The 15,538-nt window shown below is 64.4% G+C and carries 12 protein-coding genes; 1 reads left to right on the top strand and 11 read right to left on the bottom strand.

Annotated features, from left to right (window positions below; translation table 11 throughout):
• Positions 1-34: 34 nt before the first annotated feature.
• From DEJ49_RS19600 to dndB, 8 genes are all read right to left on the bottom strand, one after another.
• Positions 35-2,122, bottom strand: a complete 2,088-nt coding sequence (locus tag DEJ49_RS19600; protein WP_223832902.1) for a DNA sulfur modification protein DndB — start codon at positions 2,120-2,122, stop codon at positions 35-37.
• A 264-nt stretch (positions 2,123-2,386) separates the two neighbouring features.
• Positions 2,387-4,144 carry an ATP-binding protein gene (locus tag DEJ49_RS19605; protein ID WP_223832903.1) on the bottom strand — a complete coding sequence of 586 codons (1,758 nt, stop codon included), beginning with the start codon at positions 4,142-4,144 and terminating at the stop codon, positions 2,387-2,389.
• Positions 4,120-4,515, bottom strand: a complete 396-nt coding sequence (locus tag DEJ49_RS19610) for a GIY-YIG nuclease family protein (protein WP_150185329.1) — start codon at positions 4,513-4,515, stop codon at positions 4,120-4,122. The genes DEJ49_RS19605 and DEJ49_RS19610 overlap by 25 nt, the downstream gene beginning before the upstream one ends.
• Positions 4,512-4,979 carry a hypothetical protein gene (locus tag DEJ49_RS19615; RefSeq protein ID WP_150185330.1) on the bottom strand — a complete coding sequence of 156 codons (468 nt, stop codon included), beginning with the start codon at positions 4,977-4,979 and terminating at the stop codon, positions 4,512-4,514. The genes DEJ49_RS19610 and DEJ49_RS19615 overlap by 4 nt, the downstream gene beginning before the upstream one ends.
• Before the next feature lie 296 nt (positions 4,980-5,275).
• Entirely contained in the window at positions 5,276-5,656 is a 381-nt protein-coding gene (gene dndE, locus DEJ49_RS19620) for a DNA sulfur modification protein DndE (protein WP_150185331.1), read from the bottom strand.
• A complete protein-coding gene (gene dndD, locus DEJ49_RS19625; RefSeq protein ID WP_150185332.1) occupies positions 5,646-7,637 on the bottom strand; it encodes a DNA sulfur modification protein DndD in 1,992 nt (663 codons plus the stop codon). The genes dndE and dndD overlap by 11 nt, the downstream gene beginning before the upstream one ends.
• Positions 7,624-9,132, bottom strand: a complete 1,509-nt coding sequence (gene dndC / locus DEJ49_RS19630) for a DNA phosphorothioation system sulfurtransferase DndC (RefSeq protein ID WP_150185333.1) — start codon at positions 9,130-9,132, stop codon at positions 7,624-7,626. The genes dndD and dndC overlap by 14 nt, the downstream gene beginning before the upstream one ends.
• The gene (gene dndB, locus DEJ49_RS19635; RefSeq protein ID WP_150185334.1) at positions 9,129-10,259 is read right to left on the bottom strand and encodes a DNA sulfur modification protein DndB; all 1,131 of its coding nucleotides are present in this window, start codon (positions 10,257-10,259) and stop codon (positions 9,129-9,131) included. The genes dndC and dndB overlap by 4 nt, the downstream gene beginning before the upstream one ends.
• Before the next feature lie 75 nt (positions 10,260-10,334).
• Here dndB and dndA point away from each other — a divergent pair, with 75 nt between their 5' ends.
• Entirely contained in the window at positions 10,335-11,480 is a 1,146-nt protein-coding gene (gene dndA / locus DEJ49_RS19640) for a cysteine desulfurase DndA (RefSeq protein WP_150185335.1), read from the top strand.
• A gap of 6 nt (positions 11,481-11,486) precedes the next feature.
• Here the strand turns inward: dndA and DEJ49_RS19645 are convergent, their stop codons facing one another.
• From DEJ49_RS19645 to DEJ49_RS19655, 3 genes are read right to left on the bottom strand one after another with little or no spacing between them, the layout of a single operon-like run.
• Positions 11,487-12,947: a DNA phosphorothioation-associated putative methyltransferase gene (locus tag DEJ49_RS19645; protein ID WP_317850455.1), complete on the bottom strand. Its 1,461-nt coding sequence runs from the start codon at positions 12,945-12,947 to the stop codon at positions 11,487-11,489.
• 51 nt (positions 12,948-12,998) lie between these two features.
• On the bottom strand, positions 12,999-14,072 hold the full coding sequence (locus tag DEJ49_RS19650) for an NAD-dependent epimerase/dehydratase family protein (protein WP_150185336.1): 1,074 nt from the start codon (positions 14,070-14,072) through the stop codon (positions 12,999-13,001).
• Between the two features lie 11 nt (positions 14,073-14,083).
• On the bottom strand, positions 14,084-15,379 hold the full coding sequence (locus DEJ49_RS19655) for a nucleotide sugar dehydrogenase (protein WP_150185337.1): 1,296 nt from the start codon (positions 15,377-15,379) through the stop codon (positions 14,084-14,086).
• Positions 15,380-15,538 lie beyond the last annotated feature (159 nt).

The raw sequence follows: 15,538 nt of genomic DNA on the forward strand, positions 1-15,538 counted from the left end.
GGGCGTCCCAGCCTTAAGCCAGCGACCTTGATGCTCAGTCGCGATCCGGGGCTTCATTCGGGCTCGACGTGTCATCCAGATCCAGTTCAGACTGGACGGGCCGACCGGGCTGGGAGGCCCGCCACGCCTCGAACTCCTCGCCCGATACTTCGAACCAGGTGCCCAGCGCCTTCTTGAGCGCACTGGTGGCCAGGTCTGTAGCCTTTTCTTCCCGTTTGCCCGGTCCGAGGGTGGGCTCACTGACCTTGAGCGCGTTCGACTGCTGCTTGGTGCACAGGTCGAGGTAGAGGCGGCGGGACTGGCTCAAGCCCTTGTCGAACGCCGTGCGGTCGATCAGCCACGGGGCGATGTGTTGCCACGCCGACGGGGTGGCGAGCGCCTGCAGCCAGAAATACCGGAAGTACACCGCATTTGGTGTGTCCATGTTAACAATTTGGTTGATTGACTTGCTCGCCTCCTTGCTGAAGGCATGCCGGCGATCGTGGGCCCTCCGGCGGTCCAGCTCGAAGAACGCGTTCCAAGCGTCGACGAGTGACGCGGCGAAGGCGGGCAGGTCTTTGAGCTCGGCTCCACCCGGCTGGTTCTTGCGCATCTCCCACAGAGAGGCAAGCGTCATGATCATGCCGAGCTGGCAGGCGTGGGTGTTGAATACTGCGAACGCAGCCTTCGACTGCTTGATGGCGAGGGGAGTCGCTGCGTTGAGGTAGGCGCGGGCGCGGTGCTCCTCGAACTCGGCCTCCTTCTCCTTCAATGCCTCCCAAGCCCGGATGACATCCGTCTTCACCGGCAGATGACCGTTTCCTTCGGAGCGTTGCCGCTGGTACTCGTCGTAGCTGTCGCGTAGGGTCCAGTAGATCCCCACACCGCCGAAGAGGGCGTCATACGCGAGCGCCGAGTGGTTGTGGGTTGTATCCCAGCTGTCCTTGAAGGTGGCGAGGCCGGCGGCATGTGCCCGATAGGGCGCCGTCTTGGACAGAAGCGTCAAAAAGACTGTCCCCCAGGAGTCCATGAACCGGCCGACCAGCTCCTCTGCGCGGCCCAACGGAAATTCCGTTTCTCCGATGGCTTCCAAAACGTAGTGGCGTCCGCCATCGCTGAACTCGGGCGGGAGCAAGCTGACGAGGTCGAGCTGCTCGCGCATGAAGCTGTCACGGTCCTCCAACTTTTCCCTACCACCGAACGGTTGCGCCAGATTGGTCAGGTACTTGGGCGGGCCGAAGATACACCGCTTGACGACCATCTTGAACAGGTGAATGTTCGTCATCACGGACCAGCGTGCGGGACGGCTTCCGTTGATCTCGGGGTTGTCGTACTCCACTGCGTAAAGCGGCAGCTGGTTCTCTGCCCGGCCACGCAAGGCGCTCAGAAGGCTCCGAGTGAGTACGTTGGACAGCTCGCCGTCGGACAGCAGGATGATTCGAGACTCGCTTGGCGGCCGGGCTTCCTTATTGACGTCGACGAAGAGCTTGCGGGCGGCCTCGTGGGGACGTGAGGACTCCCCGGTTTCCTCCGGGAACCAGCACACCGTGACGGGGACTTCGATCTTCGCCAGGTCGCCCTCGGTGACCTGGTGGTCCCGCAGCAGCTGCTCGACCTGGTGCTCATAGAAGGGCCGGAACTGCATTCCAGCGCCCTGCCACGAGCGGGACAGAGTGCGTTCCACGGCCAGCAACCCCATGGCGCGGTGCTGTCCATCGAGAACAACCAGACTTGACTCGGACTGGTTCCACCACAGCTTGCCCAGGTTCGCGGGGTGCAGGTTGCCGTCTCCCCCGAGAAGGCGGTGGATACGGAACGCGTTGCCAGCCTGTTCCTCCTGCCAGCGCGCATCATCGTGGTCCACCGGGATGGGCGCCCCAAGAGCTGGGAAGGTAGTCGGCTTCTTGGCCTGGAAGGGCAGCAGCACGGCGACGATCGGCGGAAAGAATGCCGGCCCCGTCATCTGCTGCTTGAACAGGTACGGGATCAGCTTGCCGGCGACACGGTGGTCGTCGAGGTCACGCTGCAGCAGCTGGTTGAAGTCCAGGTCCCCAGGGTCCATGACTTCGCGAACGGGCGCGAGGCTCTTGGTGAGCTGCCGCTCCGGCGCGTCGGCGTCTCCACCCAGCCTCGCCTTGGTCATGATGTAGTCGACTCGGCCAGCCGGAGTGTCGAAGCTCCCCCAGGTTCCCTGGACGAAGTCGCGGAACGTGAGCTTGGAACCTGAGCCAAACATTCTTGGTGATGCCTCTCAATCGGTTCTGCCGCATGGCGGCGGATGCTGGTGATGCACGGCGCAAGACGTACTGGATGCCTCGATGCTGGAGGCAAGGGATGCCGCCGGGGCACGGCAGCCCGATGCCGGGGAATCCTCCGGTGGGGTGCTGGGCCCCCACCGGAGGGTTCCCTACTGGTCCCTGAACGCCTCCCGCAGAAGCGCCTCGGTGAACATGCCCCAGTAGGTCCGGAGGTCGTCGAGCCGCTCGGGGTCTGGGTACATCGCCTCTGCGTGGGCATAGGCGATCAGCAAGTGGTCGACGGCGGTCTGCGCCCGCCGTGCAAGGTCGGTGATCTCCTCGGGATCCAGGTTCTGTGTGCCCTCATCGGCGAGCTTCTTCAGGGGCAGATACACCCGGTCGAACAGAGCGTGTCGGAGATTGAACTTGACGGCGGCCTTGCCGTTCAGGTGGTCAATGACCAGTAGTTCCTTGCCGGGCCACGAACCGCCCATGAGGGTGATGGGCTTGGTGCGGATTTGCTCGCGGATCCGCTCGATCTTCTCGGCATCCTCTTCTCGGTCCAGACCGAGATCGACCACAGCCTGCTCGACAACCCTTTCCTCGTCTTCCGGGGTCGCGCCACGGCCGGCAATCCCTCTCGGGAAGTTCGGAAAGACCCGAGCTGCAGTGTCCATTGTCTCGGTGTGCTCACCGTCCTCAAGACGCTTGCGCTTCTCGGTCTCCTTCCAGTCCGCGCGGACCTTCTTGAGGGCCTGCTTCACGGGTGCCTTCAGCCATTCGCGAAGCTCACTGCGGAGCTTGCTGACCGGCTCCGTCCCGCGCTTGACATTGCGCACCTGGAAGTACTCGTCCAGCTCCGCTGGGAAGCTCACCTCGATTGCGACGTAGCGCAGGACCTTGTCGCTGCGTCCACCTTCGAGCAGCCGTGGCACGATGTCGTAGTAAATCTCCCGACCGTTGCGCAGGATACTGATTTTGGCAGTGTTGTCCTCGTTGATCTGAAACTCGGAGATGTCGTGGCCCTTGTGGTCCGTGCCACCGCCGGCACCCGAGTAGGGACGGAATTCGCGGGGCACGATGGCGACGGCAACGTGCACCTTGTGGCCGTCGATCCTTAGGTCAGTCTCTTCAATGAGCTCACCGCGGGGGTCGAGCGGCTTGTAGCGCGAGATGATTCTCGGGTTGTCGCGCAGGAACAGTGGATCATGCAGCGTGGTGACCTTGCCGTCCAGCTCGATGGTCCTGCCCGTATCGATGTAGGTGCGGAAGGCACGGGCGATGAACTTGCGGAGCTCAGCGATCTTCTGATCCAGCGAGGTGCCGTAGGTCCCACCGCTGGAAAGTCGGTCGATCTTGCCGAACACGACGAGTGTGCCGGATGCGAACGGTGTCTCGTCACGGCCGGTCATCAGCTTGGCGGCCTCGGCGGGCCACTCCTGGACCTCGTCGGTGGTGATGTAGTGCTGCTTCCCCTCGCGGATCTCCTGCAGGTCGATGTAGCTGTGGTAGATCTTCGTGCTGCCGGTCTGTCGGCTGTAGATGTCGATGCGCTCACCGAGGCTGAGCCCGGCGAGCTTGAGCCCGACACCGAAACGTCCCAGCCCCTTTCGCTCGCCGTAGCGGCTGCTGTAGCCCATCGAGAGCACGTGGTGCATCTTTGCGGGCTCGATGCCGACGCCGTTGTCGGCAATAAGGATCCTGTCGATCGTCTTTTTGCCGCGGCCGAAGATCGTCCGCACGCGCATCAGGGTGGCCTCGGCCTCGATGGAGTTGTCCAGCGGCTCACCGATGGCCGCGGTCAGGTCGAAGCCGGCGTCCCGCATGGAGTCCAGCGCCCGGTCGACCTGAATGAGATCGGCGCGCTGGTCGTGTGGGGCGAGGAACATGGGTGTAGTCATCGTCAGTCCTTCGTCGTAGCGGGCCACACGTGCTCCTGGGCGGCGTAGACGCGGTCTCGGCGAGCGGCCTGTTGCTGGGGTAGGCAGAAGGTGCAGGGAATGGGGTGCCCCTCTGGTCGCGCCGGGTGAATCCGATTGGAGGCGTCAGGGGTGAGAAGGTGGAACAGCGCGCACTCGACCATGTAAGCGCTGGCGGCGCTGTGGTGTACGTCGTAGGTGAAGTAGTCGGCGCGGCGGTCTGAGCAGTGCCGTAGGAGCCGTCGACGGATGTCCGTGTCGCTTCGGCCGACGTAGGTGGGGTGGCCGTCCTCCGAGTACAGGACGTAGGTGCCGATCCGCTGCGGCGGTATGAGCGTACGCACGAGGCTCGGGCTGAGCCTTACAGGGATGGGGGTCACGCTGCCTCCGCGGCCTGCCAGAGGGCTCGCGCGCGGCGCCGGGCTCGGCTGACGCGCTCACGCATGCGCTGCAGCGGTACCGCTTGCCGGTCGGCCAAGGAGGCAGCGTCGTGGCCGATGGCGAGGTTGTTGAGCAATACCCGCTCTGCGTGGGTGAGGTTCGGTTCGGTGTTGACCCACGCGAGGAGTTCGGCGGCCAGAAGGCTGGAATCGGTCTGCCCGCGGTTGACGTGGTCAGGAGCAAGCGGGATGAATCGGGCGATGGCTCGGCGACGCTCGAGCACCTCGTAAGCATGCCCCATGGCCGACTTGGTGCGGTAAGGGCCTGGAGTAGAGGCGTCCGTCGGGTTGCGCAGGAGCTCGTCGAGTGCGCGGTCGATACGGTCGAGCTCGTAGGTGTCCCTGCTAGCCAGCGCCTGCTTCTGCAGCGCGCTGACCGCCCCGGCGACGGGGTGGCTGATCATGCTGTTCGCTCCGGGTGTCTGGTGGTGGGCCCCATGCGGTGGCACACGTCCGAAAAGTGAAGCGGTGTTATGTGGTTGTAGGCCCAGCGTACTGCCAGGGGCTGACAGAGCGCGGCCGTTTGCGTGAAGTCCGCGCCGTTGAGCGCGCTTTGGTCTCCCTACCTCTAGAGGTCGGGTGGCAGGAAGAGTTGTTGCGCTTGCGGCGCAAATTTTTTGACGGGGCAACAGGTTCTAGGCGACTGGTATGGCAAAGCCCGCCTCCCCAGTCAGGGGAAGCGGGCTCCGACGGGCCGTGGCTACTCGGTCGTGATGGCGATGAGGTCCTGGATGGAACGCAGATCCTGGCGGCCAGCGAGGTAGCCAATACCGCGGTGCAGATGGATCAGCAGGGTCTTGCTCACAGCAGCGTCCGTGGGTTCCTCTCCATCCTTCGCACACCGCTGCTTCAGGAGAGACAGGTAGACATCGCCGTATGGTCCGGCGAAGGTCTTCCAGGAAATCTCCACGTTCGAGTCGGTGGTGATGTCCCGCACGAGCGGTGTGGACGGGTCATGTAGCGACAGCGCGAGCCCCCAGCGGCACAGTTCGTTCCACTGGGTTAGCCCAGTGTTGCGCTTGAGCCAGCCCAGCTGATCTTTGGCGGTCTGGGAAAGCCGGATAGTGATCTCAGACGGCATGGAGGGCTCCCTCGGTCCACCAGTAGCCCTTGCCGACGCGGGTGGTGAACGTGGTGTCGTCGTGCGCGAGGACGTAACTCTGGGCGATGGAGGGCCGCAGCCGGTTCAAGAGGTTCTCGTCGATCTCTTCGTCTGTAGACAGCAGCAGGACCTGTCGGCCGGCGTAAGGGAAGTAACGGTCAACGAGATGTTCGCGGTGGCGGCTGTCCAGGCGCCCCAGAGGGGTGTCGATGACGGTGGGGAGCCGGTTGCCGGCCACCTTGGCCAGCCCCCACAGGAGGGACACGGCCAAGAGCTGCCGCTCTCCGGCGCTGAGCCGGGAGGGGTCGACAGGCTCCCCGTCTTGGTCGGTCAGAGCGATGGTGAACTTGTCAGTGTCGATCCGCAGGCTCTTGATTAGCCCGCTCTTGCGCATCAGAGTCTGGAAGCTGATCAGGACAGCCACCTGCAGGCTGCTGATGTGCTTGCGCAGGAGAGCAGAGCCGAAGCGTTCCAGGGTCGCGCGAGCCTTCTCCGCGTAGGCGGCGACTCGCTTGAGCTCTTCCTCGCGGACCAGCGGTAGGGCCTGCTTCTCGCGTGTGCGCTCGAAGTCGGCCGTAACCCGCGCCTGGCGGGCTTTGGCCTCCGCAAACAGTTGGGTGGCCTGTTCGACAGCGGCACGGGCGACGGTCACTTCATCCCTGGCCGCCTGGCGCGCGTCGATAAGGTCCTTGATCTTACGTTCGTCTGGAACGGCAGCCAGTTGACGTTCAGCCTGCTGCAGCTCGTGCGCACCCTTGTCGGCTGCTTCCAGGAGTTCGGCGGCGCGAGCCTCGTCAGCTCGCAGAATCTCATCCAGCGTGGACAACTTCTGGATGAGGTTGTCCGGCAGGTCCAGGTCCAAGCCGAGGTCGGCTGCTGCGGCGCGCTTCTTCCTCTCGACCGTCAGTTTCTTCTTCAATGCGGTGCGGGCTGCGGCGGGCACGCTGTCTGGCAGCTGATCAATCAGCCATGCATCCCGAGATTCGAGGATGCCAACGACCTGACGCGCTTCGTGCGCTTCCTGCTCCTGGACGGTTTGTTCCATCAGCGTGGCGAGTTGATCACGGAGCAGCACCAGAGGGAATGCGCCTTCGGCTAGACCGCGCAGCGACTTCTGCGCCTGCGCCAGGCGGTCCGCCGCGGCTGCCTTGGCGGCCTCGAGCGCGAGGCGCTCCTCGAACAGATGTCCACCCGCGCGCTTGAATTGCCGCTCTATCTTCTTCAGTTCTGCCTCGGCCTCGGTGTGGCGCTTGTTGGCCTGGTCCAGTTCCGTCTCTCGGGCGGACACCTCCTCCGAGGCTGCCCGCTTCTGGGCCTTCAGGCCGTGGAGCTGCTCAAGGGCTCCCCGGTCCTCTGATGACAGCCTCTGTCGGCGCTGAAGGACGAGGAGGTCGGTGCGCAGCTGTTCGACAGCCCTGACACCGAGCAGCGAATGGACGGCGGCTTCGATTACGCCGGCTGCCCGCTCAGGGTCGGCCAGCTGCTCGACCTTCTCACCGTCGAAGAAGAAGAGCGAGGCAACCTCTAGGGGCAGGATTTCCTCGACGTGCTCTGCCCAGTTCTCGCTGATCGTGGCGTCATACCGGCCGTCAATGGTGACGGCCAGATTCTCCCTCACGTTCTTGCCGATGAGGGCCCAGGTTCGGTCGACCTCGTAGGTGCGGCTGCGGCCCTCGACGGTGATCGAGAATTCCAGCTGCAGCGCGGCCCCCTTGGCGGAGTCGGCTGCGCGGTTGATGCTTTCGCGCAAGTATGTTTCGTACGCGCGGTTGCCTCGCCCGCTGCAACGGGCCCTAGGGCCGTACAGCACGAGCTGGATCGCGTCGAGCAGCGTCGTCTTGCCGCAGCCGTTCAGACCGCCGATCAAGATGATCGGGCGTTTGGGCTTGACTCGAAGGTCGAGGTGCTGCCGACCTTGGTAGGCGCCGAAGTCTTGGAGTGTCAGGCTATGCAGGTGCATCGGTGGTGGTCTCTTCGTTCAGCGACAGCTGGGTTGGGTCACTCTCGCGCAGTGCCTTCAGCTTCTGGGCGAACTGCAGCGCGTCGTCCGCGTCCTCGTAGTAGCCCTTCTTGATGGCTTTCTCCAAAGACTCAAACAGGCCGGCGCGTCGGGACATTGTCCGGTATTGCCGTTCGACCGCGAGGAGTTCACGCGTCATGGAGAAGTGGATCGGGTCGTCCTCACACGCCTCCTTGAGCAGACCGATCTCCTCCGCGCCCAGCACGAGCTGCTCGTCCAGGGGCAAGCCGGGGAACGTCTCGCCGGTCACCTCCTCGTAGATTCGCGGCAGGGAGTCCTCAACCTCGTGCTTGTCGAACACCCAGATCCGGCGGATCTCGTGCAACTCCTTCATCGAGATCAGTTCGATGCCGCGCACGTGCTCCGGCGCCTTCTTGTGGTTCCGTACCTTGTTCTGCGCGCTGAGAAGCTTGCGGAGCCAGTCCTCGCGAGCAGACTGCTTGTACGGTCCAGGGATGGTTCGGTCGCCGTCGCCGAGTAGCTGGACATTGCCATTCATCCGGCGGAAGTCGCGTGTCTGGTTCTCGTTATTGACGTCGTCGAGCTCGTTGCGGAGCTTGAGCAGCGGCCGCATCCACTCCTTCTCGTCGTCATTGCGAATCATGGCAGTCATCGACTTGTCCTGCTCGACAAGCGTGCAGGTCCAGCAGCCGAACCGGCTGTCCCCACATGAGGGCGTGGTGTCGTCAACAACCAGGGGGCACTCGGAATCATCGGACGCGCCCTGGTACATCGTCAGCAGATCTTTGTTGTCGTGGCCCCACGGGTTGGGGTACTGCATCAAGAACGCCCACACCTCCTCGGTCGACCAGTCCTCAATCGGGGAGTAGACCAGGGAGTTGGGAAGCTTTCCATTGGGCGAGAGGCGGTCGCGAACGCGACGCTTCTCGTGCTGGGCCATCGACCGAGCCCGGGCCTGGCTTTCGGCCTTGCGGATTCCCAGCACGAGGATGGTCTCCCCGTGACGTCGCACAACTCGTCGGATGAAGGCGTTAGACGGCTTGATCTTCAACCGTTCGGTGCACCAGCGGAACCTCGGCCGGGGCGCGGGGTAGCCCTTACCGATCAAGCTAACCCAGAATGTGTCTTTGACGTCCGGGGTCAGCTTGTGTGACTCGATCGGAAGCTGCTGTTCCTGCGCGGCGGCACGCATGGTGTCCAGGGATTGGCCAACCCAGGCGGAAACGACAGGGTTCTCCACCAGAGTGTCCGTGCTGATCACGTGGACTGGCTTGGTGCGCTGGCCGGTGGGCAGGCCCCTTAGCGCGAGCCAAACCAGTTGGAGAACTGCAGTGGAGTCTTTTCCGCCGCTGTACCCGATGACCCAGGGCACTTCATCCGCGATATAGAGTTCGCGGATTTCTTCCGTCAGCTCTTCGACGACCTCCGCCAAGGGCCTGTCTTGGAAGGTCCTCGTCGAGTTGGGGGTGCTCATGACTCTCCTCGCAGATAGGCGTCTTCCACGCGCTGTTCCTCGGGGCTCAGCTCTAGCTTGAGGTGCTGCCGCACGTAGTTCACGGTCAAGGTCAAGTTCTGTCGACTTTTGGAGACCCTCCCGCCGACAAGGGCTCGCCCTTCCCAGTCCGTGTTGGAACGTGTCCAGTCCACAGTGGACAGGCGCTGAAGGGTTGGGGACCAGCTCCGTGGCGCCAGGGACCTTCGCAGCAACGTGTTGCCGACACGTCCTAGCGCATGCAAGGCGATGCCGTGGCTGTGCAGGAAGTCGCGGCGCATCTCCGATGCCGACATCTCACGCCGTCGCACCATGTCCCACTCTGGGATCAGTGCGTCGATCGCGCTCCAGTACGCCTCGGCCAACTCGTGGGACTGCTGCTTGCGGATTTTTAGGTCCTGCAGCAGAGACTGCGTGGCGTAGTAGAGGGAGCTCAGAGTGAACAGTTTACGGGAGCGCTGCGACAAGGTGCTGTTCTCCATGTCCACGTGCCCCTTGAACATCGGGGCACGCATGGCCAGCAGCCGCACAGTGGTGGACAGATCATCACGGTGGTCGTACAGCACACCGATGGAGCGGGGGGGCCTCACGGCATGCCGGTTCAGGTCAGCGAACATTTGCTGGCAGCGAGCGAGGCCAGCATCGTGGAAGAACACCACGGCTATCGTCTCCTCGCCGAGGTCGGGGTTCTCCTTCAGTGCCTGCTCGATCGCGGCGCGCCGGTGCTGGCCGTCGTTGATGAGGAACCGGGCAGCCATCGAGATGCGGATCTGGCCGGCACGCATGCCCACGCCGCTGTCCGCAATGCCCTCGAAGCGGATGTCGCCATCGACAGAAGCGGTCAGCGCACTGAAGACGTAGTCGGTGGGGTTGTCGATGATGTAGCGGGTCAGCGCCGGCAGTCGCCCCTTGTTCAAAGTCCGCTGCGCGCGCACCTCGGGGGCCAACTCGTCCTCATCGAAGAGGAAGATCTTGGGGATGAGGCGCAGTGGGCACATGGACACGTAGAACTCGCGTCCTGCCTGGACACCGCGGATGGCCGGAAAAATGTACTCGAAACCGGCAGATGTCGGCGGTTCCGCAGGTTGAGGAGTGACAGAAGATCCCACCTGCACACGCTATCGTACGTCAGGTAAATGACGTACACAGCACGTGGGAATCACGCTCGAAGGTGGTTGGGTTCGATGGTGACGTACCTCGACGCGGCGGCGACGACGCGCGTGGACCAGAGGGTGGCCGATGTTGTCCTGCACTGGATGACGGCCGAGTTCGGGAACGCCGGTAGCCGCCATGAGTACGGCCTCCGCGCCAAGCGTGCGGTTGAACGTGCCCGCGACTACCTGGCGGGGACCGTCGGGGCAGAGCCTGATGAGCTGATCTTCACTAGCGGCGCTACGGAGAGCAACAACATCGCTCTGCTTGGGCTAGCTGCCTACGGCGAGCGGACCGGCCGGCGCCACATCATCACTTCCGCCATCGAGCACAAGGCGGTGCTTGAGCCCCTGGAGCACCTAGCTCGCCGAGGTTTCGAAGTGGACTTCCTCAAGCCCGGCCCCTCGGGCCGGGTCGCGGTCGAGGCTGTGTTGGAACGGTTGCGACCGGACACCCTGCTCGTGTCGCTGATGCACGTGAACAACGAGACTGGGGTCATCCAGCCCGTTGCCGACCTCGCGCGCGAGCTTCAATCCACTTTGACGTACCTGCACGTGGATGCAGCTCAGGGGTACAGCAAGGTCCCTGCTGATCTGACCGCGCCGATCGACATGATCAGCATTAGTGGTCACAAGATCGGCGCACCCAAAGGCGTAGGCGCACTGGTCGCTCGACGCCGAGAAAGCATGGATGACGAGCGGCCCCCCTTGGAGCCGATCATGTTTGGCGGCGGGCAGGAACGCGGCCTGCGGCCCGGCACCCTCCCCGTGCCCTTGATCATGGGCCTGGCCGAGGCCGCGAAGATCTTCGAAAGGGAGCATGCCCGGTGGCAGGCTGCAGCCCTGGAACTGCGCGCGAAGCTCCTCGAAGGGTTGGCATCAGAGCGCTTCCATCTGAATGGTGACCAGGATCACGTCGTCCCGCACATCCTCAACATCTCCTTCGAGGATGTGGACTCTGAAGCGTTCCTCGTAACCCTCAAGGAACTCGTCGCGGTCGCGACGGGTTCTGCGTGCACTAGCGCCTCCTACACGCCGAGCCACGTTCTCACCGCAATGGACCTGCCCGACAAATTGGCGAGGAATGGGCTGCGGTTCTCCTGGTATCCCGAACAAGCAGAGACGCTGGACGTCGCGGAGCTGGCCAACGGTGTTGGCAAGCTTCGGCCTCGGGCCTGAGTGGGCCTAGTCGCGAATTCGGACGAGGCGGTGCCCGTGGAGGGCGCGCTGGCACCGAGCAAGCTCGCTCTCCCAGCCAGCCTCAGTACCAATCTGGTGCGGGTGTGCATACAACCCAGCTTTGACCTCAGCCTCCGTCAGGCGCCGGTACTTCGGCGCCTCTGGATCATCGGGGTGCAGGAATTCGTGCTTTCGGTGGAGGAGCGGCCGATTGCTACGACCTTCATACGAATGATGGGACGTCTCGAAGGTCTCCAAGTCCACCTGGTAGGACGTCAGCAAGCGTGGGTGGGGGTCGCGGTCGAACTCCGGGTAGTCCAACCAGCTCACTGCACGGCCCCGGTGGCAGAGCTTGACAACGGTCCACGCCTGCGGTCGCCCGGCTGCAACCGAGGCGCAGTGCTCGTACAAGCGCAGCACGGTCGGCATCCAATCGACCGCTCTCGCGTGAACGTAAAGCGCGGTTGGGGTCAGCTTGCCAACGTTGGAGGCGCTCATAGCTCCACGGACGTAGGCGTCGTCCCGAAGTTTGAGCAGCAGCCGGTCGGCTCGTCGGCACGCCTCTTTGTATGAAGAGAAGAACGCCCGAATGTCCAGCTGCACAGTCAGCGGCAGACTGGTGAACGGACCGCGGCCGTTAAAGAGATCGACCGCAAGGAACAGTAGCGTGTTGAGAGTGGTGCGTTTGGCACCCTCGCTCACCTTGGCCGGGTCGGCGGACTCGCGTACGAGACGGCGTACCTCCGCCGGGCTCAGGCGCGCCAGTAGTTGGGCTGTGAGCCGGGGTGTTTCTTCCAGGCGCGGAGGGCGTCCGCGGCGCTCCACGTGGTTGATGAGCGCGGCTACTGCGGTAGCGGTGTCGCTGGAAGCCAGCCACTCGTCGTCGGCGACGATGCGGCGTGCGAGATAGCTCAACCGGTCGCTGTCGGTCTTAAATGCGTAGATGATCCCTGGTGCGGCGGACACGGCCCGGACACCAGTGATCTCTTCAACGTAGGTCCGGAGCTCGTTGGCCCCATACAAGTGTTGGAACGTCTTGCGCCGGGTCAGCAGACCGTCCCCGAACTCCTGACCGTTGACCTTCGATCTCTCCCAAGACAGGCGTGCGGCAGCGATCAACACCTTCCCTGCGAGATCCCAGGCGTTCTGGAGAGTGCGCCGCCGTTCGACAGGGTCCTCGATGACGTTTAGGACGTACGTGAGAAGTACCACCGGGGCCGACTTCAGTTGCGCATCGGGCTCGTAGAAGGGGTCCCAGCCGGCGGCATCGCATCCCAGGTGCCGCAGTGCGCGAACATCTTCCCCGCGCCCGCATCCGTAGTCGAAGACAGATTCGTCGGGAAGGATCTGTCGGTCGAGTAGGGCTTGACGGGCGGGGACGGACAAGCTGCCTCGCGTGATGGCAGTGAGCCATCTCCTGCTTCTGGCCTCTTGAGTCATGACCTTCCCCGGTGTCTCCTCGCTCACTCTCGGAGTATGGCGAAGTTGAGCGGGCACTAACGGCGCCTTGTCGAAATCTCAACGCCTGGCAGTTGGCGGGACGTACGGAGTGGCAGGTGAGCTGCCGCGAGGGTGCTCCTGCAGAGATGGGCATGCGTACAGGGCGTTGTAGCTTGTAGGGTTGAACGACTGGCCAACGACATGCGATGGAGTCCCGCTCCTCACCGAGTTGCGGAACCAGCGCACGGTCGCCGAGATGCCTTCCTCAAGTGTCACCGGCGCCACCGTCGGGAAGAGCGCCCGCAGACGACTGCTATCGGCCTGAGAGTGAGGGACGTCGCCGGTGCGAGCGGACACGTGCTTCCGCCGGACGTGGTGACCAGTCGCCGTCTCGATCTCCGGGATGAGGTCCAGGAGCGGTGTACGAGTCCCGAAGGCCAAGTTCACAGGGCGGGGCTCGACGATCCGGCGGAGTAGGGCGTCGGTGAGGATGCGGCAGACGGTGCCCACGTACGTGAAGTCGCGGGTCTGGGTGCCGTCGCCGTAGACGGTCACGGGCTCGCCGGCGAGTGTGGCGCTGATCCACTTCGGGATGACCGCGGCGTAGGCGTGGTCCGCGCGCTGGCCTGGGCCGTAGACGTTGAAGAAGCGGAAGGGCAGCACGGGCAGGTCGAAACTGTGGTGGTAGGCGCCCAGGTACGCCTCCGTGGCGAGTTTGGTCACCGCGTACGGGCTCATCGGAGCTGTGGTGAGGTCCTCGTGCTTCGGCAGGCGAGGGTTCGCGCCGTACACGGAGGACGAGGACGCGGCGATCACGTGCAGGCCGCCCGCGCGGCGTGCGGCTTCCAAGACTTGGAGGGTTCCGGTCGCGTTGGCCTCGTGGCTGGCCAGGGGGTCTCGGACCGAGCGCGGTACGGAGGGCAGCGCGGCGAGGTGGACGATGGCGTCCGCGCCGCGGAACACCTGGTCCAGCAGGTCGGCGTTCTGGATGTCGCCCTTGAAGAAGTCGACGTCGAGGCCGGCGATGTTGGCCTCGCGGCCGGTCGAGAGGTTGTCGACCACCCGGACCCGGGTGATCTTGGGGTGGTCGGTCAAGGTACGGGCAAGGTTGCTTCCGATGAACCCGGCGCCGCCGGTGATCGCGATCTTCATGTGGCTTCCCTTCAGAGAGAGTCGACGTGTGCGCCGACGAGCTGACGGCGGCAGTCGAGGATGTACGGGGCGTGCGCGGTGATCAGGGGGTAGTCGAAGGCGTCGTGGTCGGCGAGGAGGACGACGGCGTCGGCCGCCGCGAGTCCGGCCGGCGTGACGTCGACTCGCCTGAGGTTCGCCAGGCCGTCGGCGCGCGGGTGAGCGTCGTCGCTGACGTGGGGGTCGGCCGCCTGGACCTCCGCGCCCATGCCGATGAGCAGCTCCGCGATCCGCGCCGCGGGCGTCTCGCGGGCGTCCCCGGTGTTGGCCTTGTAAGCGAGGCCGAGCAGCAGTACCCGGGAGCCGTTCACGGACTTCTTGCGCTTGTTGAGGCCGTCGACCAGGCGCCGGACGACGTAGTCGGGCATGTGGTTGTTGACGTCGTTCGCGAGCTCGACGAAGCGGAAATTGCGGCCCACGGTCCGCTGGACGCGCCAGGACAGATAGGAGGGGTCTATGGGCAGGCAGTGGCCTCCCACTCCCGGCCCCGGGGTGAAGCGCATGAAGCCGAACGGCTTGGTGGAGGCCGCGTCGATGGCGGCCCAGACGTCGATGCCCAGCTCGTGCGCGAAGATCGCCAGCTCGTTGGCGAGCGCGATGTTCACGTGCCGGAAGGTGTTCTCGAGCAGCTTCGTCAGCTCGGCTTCCTTGCAGCTGGCCACCGGGACGACCTTGTCGACGAGGGATGCGTAGAAGTGACGGATTGCTTCCTGGGACGCCGCATCGATCCCGGAGACGATCTTCGGGGTGTTCTCCAGTCTCCATTTCGGGTTGCCAGGGTCGATGCGCTCAGGGCTGTAGCCAAGATGGAAGTCGGAGCCCGCCGTCAGGCCGGAAGTGCTTTCGAGGAGGGGGCCGAATACTTCCTCCGTGGTGCCCGGGTACGTCGTGGACTCCAGGACGACGCTCGCCCCGCGAGTGAGGTGGTGGCCCAGCAGCAGCGCCGAGTCTTCGACATGGGACAGGTCCGGAGCTCCGTCGCGGAGCGGCGTGGGTACCGTGACGACCGCTACGTCGAATCCCGCGCAGTCGGAGGGGTCGAGGGTGGGCCGGTAAGCGCCGGCAGCGAGGAGCGGCACCAGACGCGAGTCGGTGACGTCCTCGATGTAGGACTCTCCGAGCATGAGTCGCTTGACCCGCCCCGCGTCCACGTCGAAGCCAACGACCTGGTGCCCGGCCTCGGCGGCTCTCACCGCGAGCGGGAGCCCGACATACCCCTGTCCCACGACCGCGACGCGGAGCCGCTGGGTCTCACGCTTTTCGATCATGCTGTCCACCTCGTTGTGTAAGCGTGCGGATGTGTACGGCGGGCGCGGCCCGTGGCGTGGCGGTGGCTCTAAGATGGGAAGCGCCTCGGCCGTACGAGACTCGCTTGGCCGCCTGTCTTGGACGGCCGAGTGCTTTTCGCGCTCCGCCCAGGCCGGTCA

The sequence above is a fragment of the Streptomyces venezuelae genome, assembly GCF_008642335.1.
GTDB classification, from domain to species: domain Bacteria; phylum Actinomycetota; class Actinomycetes; order Streptomycetales; family Streptomycetaceae; genus Streptomyces; species Streptomyces venezuelae_F.